2 protein-coding genes are annotated in these 3,841 nt (G+C 38.6%); both read right to left on the bottom strand.

The window, feature by feature from the left end; all coding sequences use genetic code 11:
- Positions 1–645: TonB-dependent receptor plug domain-containing protein (locus ACT3RM_RS17140; protein WP_441836596.1), on the bottom strand; the 645-nt coding region annotated here is incomplete at its 3' end.
- A gap of 771 nt (positions 646–1,416) precedes the next feature.
- Positions 1,417–3,732, bottom strand: a complete 2,316-nt coding sequence (gene mrcB, locus ACT3RM_RS17135) for a penicillin-binding protein 1B (protein ID WP_441993631.1) — start codon at positions 3,730–3,732, stop codon at positions 1,417–1,419.
- Positions 3,733–3,841 lie beyond the last annotated feature (109 nt).

Here is a 3,841-nt window from a genome sequence, read left to right as displayed (position 1 = left end):
AACATTTGTTTCTGGCGCTTCAAAACCAGATTCATCCAACGCTCTACGCATATCTCCATGGTCATTACTATGCTGATACATACTGCCTTGATATTCGAATTGAAAACCTTCAAAATCATCTTTGAGTATAAAGTTAACTACACCTGCAACAGCATCTGAACCATAAGTAGCTGATGAACCACCTGTTAATACGTCTACTCTCTCAATTAATGCAGCTGGGATTTGATTAACATCAGCACTAATCCCGCCTGCAGAAGGCGAACCTGAAGGCATACGTCGGCCATTAATAAGTACAAGTGTACGTGATGCGCCTAAGTTCCGTAAATCAACTGTTGCGGTACCTGTCGCTCCATTTGCAGTGCCCGATGTTTGACCTGCAAACACTGCAGGTAAGTCATTCAATAGATCTTCAACGCGAGTAATACCTGCAACTTTTATATCTTCAGAAGTTACTGTAGTAACAGGACTTGCGCCAACCATAGCAGAACGTTTAATGCGTGAACCAGTGACTTCTATTCGTTCTACCGTTTCTGTAGCGCCTTCTTCTTCTTCTGCTGCTACGCTAAGTGGTATATAACTTGATGCCGCAACAGAGCTTGCAAATATAGAAAGCTTAATTGCACGACAGAGAGATGATTGCTTCATTTTTATTCCCCATTAACTTTATTAACATTATTATTACATAATTAACATTAGCTTTTGAACAAGAATCCGTCAATATAGCAATCGTCAAATAAGGAACAGATTTTAATATCTGTATATAAATCAATACTAAAAAGCTATTAATAATTTTTAAAAGTCCAATATCACTGCTTTAATAATAAACAGTCGCTCACTTCAAACTAATTGCACTATTTAGTTAGTTACAAAGCAGTAGCTATATCTCATGCTACTATTTAATAAGGTAATTTTAATGGGTGAGTTAAATGCAATACCACTATAATTTTGTAGCTTTGGAGCAAGAAGTAAACTTAGTTAAATTCAATCTTGATATAATAAGATCTAACAAGTAAAGGAAGGGAAGTTAATTGCGTTAAAGGTTAAACTTTACACATTTATAAAAAATATAGGCTTTTATATCAAACACATAGAATTAGCGATCGATTATTGAAACTAGGAAATGAAACTAGGAAATAGCCCAATAACAGCGCTAAAATGATGACATATAGTCTTTCTCAACAATCGCTTCTGCATTGATCTACTTTTTTCATATACAGTCATACGTAAAGAGCTTTTTAACGCCGCTAAAGGTTCTTTAATTCGTTAGAAAAAATCCATATCTTTAATAAAATTGGTTTACATACTCCTCATCATCAGAAAAACGAACATATCACTTTAAGCGTAAACTCATAAATAAAGCTTAGACAAAATAATGCAGCTATAATAAATGTAACTGCATTATTGATAATTCATTTATCACTTCTGACAACTTGGCCGTGGTTTAAATTCGCTAGCTCTTAGCGGTAACTGTATCACTTTACCGCAGCCAGGGGGGGCTTGTAGGCCAGTTTCTTCATTAACAAATGCCCAGCGAATTGATGGCGGACGCGTATCTGCAATCGCCTCTGGATTAAGTGGCTTTAGATAACGAATATAAGCTTCCAATGCACCGACACTACCGGTAAGTCCAGTACTTTTATTATCATCTCGACCAAGCCAAGCAACTGTCACGGTATTTTGATCAAAACCTGCAAACCAGCTATCACGTAAATCGTTACTGGTACCAGTTTTGCCTGCTAATTGAATTGATGGAAAGTGCGCGTTCAAACGTTTTGCAGTGCCATCTTTAGTTACTCGTTTCATTGTGTATTTAGTCATATACATAGCGGCTTCATCAAAGCGGGCTTGCGGTTGCACTTGGTGCTTATAAAGCACCTTACCCACAGAGTCGGTCAGCGCTGAAATAGCGGTCAGTTCACGGTATTTTCCATCAGCGGCAAGCGTAGTATATAACTGCGCCACATCGAAGCTCGACATTTCAATCGCACCTAACAAAATAGAAGGATATTCAGGAATAGATTGCTTTGCACCTAAGCGCTGCAAAGTATTTATCACCTTTTCTACACCTATATCTAAACCTGTATTAACCGCCGGAATATTTATGCTTTGACTAAATGCTTTATATAACGGCATCATGCCACGAAATTGATGATCAAAATTCTCTGGCTGCCATATCTTCCCTTGTTCATTAGTAACTTGTACTGGGGAATCATCTACTTGGGTGGCCAAGTTAAATTCAGGTGACTCAAGCGCGGTTAAATAAACCGCAGGTTTAACTAGTGAGCCAATATTACGTTTAGTGTCTAACACGCGATTATAGCCAAAGTATCGCGGGTCACGCCCTGCAACCAATGCCGATACACCGCCCTTTTTAACATTTACGGAAATCATCGCCGCTTCCAACTTATCAGTTGCAGCGCGTCTTTCTAAATAAGGAAGACTTTTTACAATCGAGTCTTCCATAGCCGCTTGTTTTTGAAGATCAAAGTAAGTAAATACGCGCACCCCTGCATCAAGCACTTTTTGATCCGGTAATAACTTTTTAAGTTCGCGATTTACGAGTTCTAAATAACCAGGGTATGATTTTTGTAAGCTATCTTTCATTTTAGCAATCGCAATCGGGCGTTTTAACGACGCTCGATATTCGCGAGTATCAATAAGCTGATTTTCAGCCATTAAACGCAGCACTAAATCACGACGCTCCATGGTGCGCTCAGGATAGCGACGCGGATTGTAATAAGATGGCCCTTTAACCATAGCCACCAGCATGGCTATTTGGTCGTACTCTAATTCATCAACCGGCTTAGAAAAGTAAAAATCGGCGGCTAAACCCATGCCATGCACACCTTGGTTATATGACTGACCAAGGTAAACTTCATTTAAATAAGCTTCGAGAATTTGGTCTTTAGAATAGCGGTAATCGAGTATCAGTGCGATAAGAGCTTCATTGATCTTACGAGAGAGTGTCCGCTCACGAGTAAGATAAATATTTTTTGCCAATTGTTGAGTTAATGTACTTCCGCCTTGTACTGTTCTACCCGCTTTAATATTACTATATAAAGCACGCATAATAGACCAAACAGACACGCCATGGTGCTGATAAAAATCTTGATCTTCAACAACTAATAACGTATCTCTTAGCATTGGCGGAAACTTATCTAAAGGTACAAATTCACGATCTTGTTTTGAGTCATTACCAATTCGGGCTATTTGTACAGGCTCTAGTCGTGCGGTATTCAATCTTCGGCCAAATTTGTCTTTAATAGTGGCAACTTTCTGCCCAGCAAAACGTAGTTCAATAATGTGAGCGTCTTCTAGACCATCATAAAACTCAAAATCGCGGCGATAAATTTTTATACTATTTTTTGCAACTTCATATTGTCCTGTACGGCTTATTTTATTGACCACGGAGTAATTTAAACGATCCAACTCCCAAATCACTTCTTGGCGAGATAAAAACTGCCCCGGTGAAAAACTCATCGATCGAGCATAAACTTGCGCAGGTAATTGCCATTTATTACCTTCAAATTGGCGAGTGATGCGAGCATCCAGATAAATAAGATAAAGCGCCATAGCAATAATACCCGCTAGACTCAACTTCCAAAAAATGGACCAACTACGGCGTAATAAACTGGGTTTTGCCATACTTTTCTTTGAAGATGGTTTCGCACTACGTTTTGAACCACGCTTTGCAGGTGTTTTCTTTTTAGGAGTACTTTTTTTATCAGCCATTTATTTTTGCTATTTATTTCCATAAGTTAATTTTACAGGCACGAGCAGATGATAATAGCACCTGAAAAATTAACCGTCACTGAAACTTAATGCGAACACAGGCAAAGTA

It is taken from the genome of Pseudoalteromonas sp. AOP7-A1-14 (genome assembly GCF_052376275.1).
In the GTDB taxonomy this organism is placed as follows: Bacteria; Pseudomonadota; Gammaproteobacteria; order Enterobacterales; family Alteromonadaceae; genus Pseudoalteromonas.
The sequence above is the reverse complement of the archived record's forward strand: the minus strand, read 5'-3'. Positions and strand labels throughout refer to the sequence as shown.

Excerpts from the sequence above, each read along its gene's own strand:
- mrcB (WP_441993631.1), bottom strand. The coding sequence starts at position 3,732 with ATGGCTGATAAAAAAAGTACTCCTAAAAAGAAAACACCTGCAAAGCGT.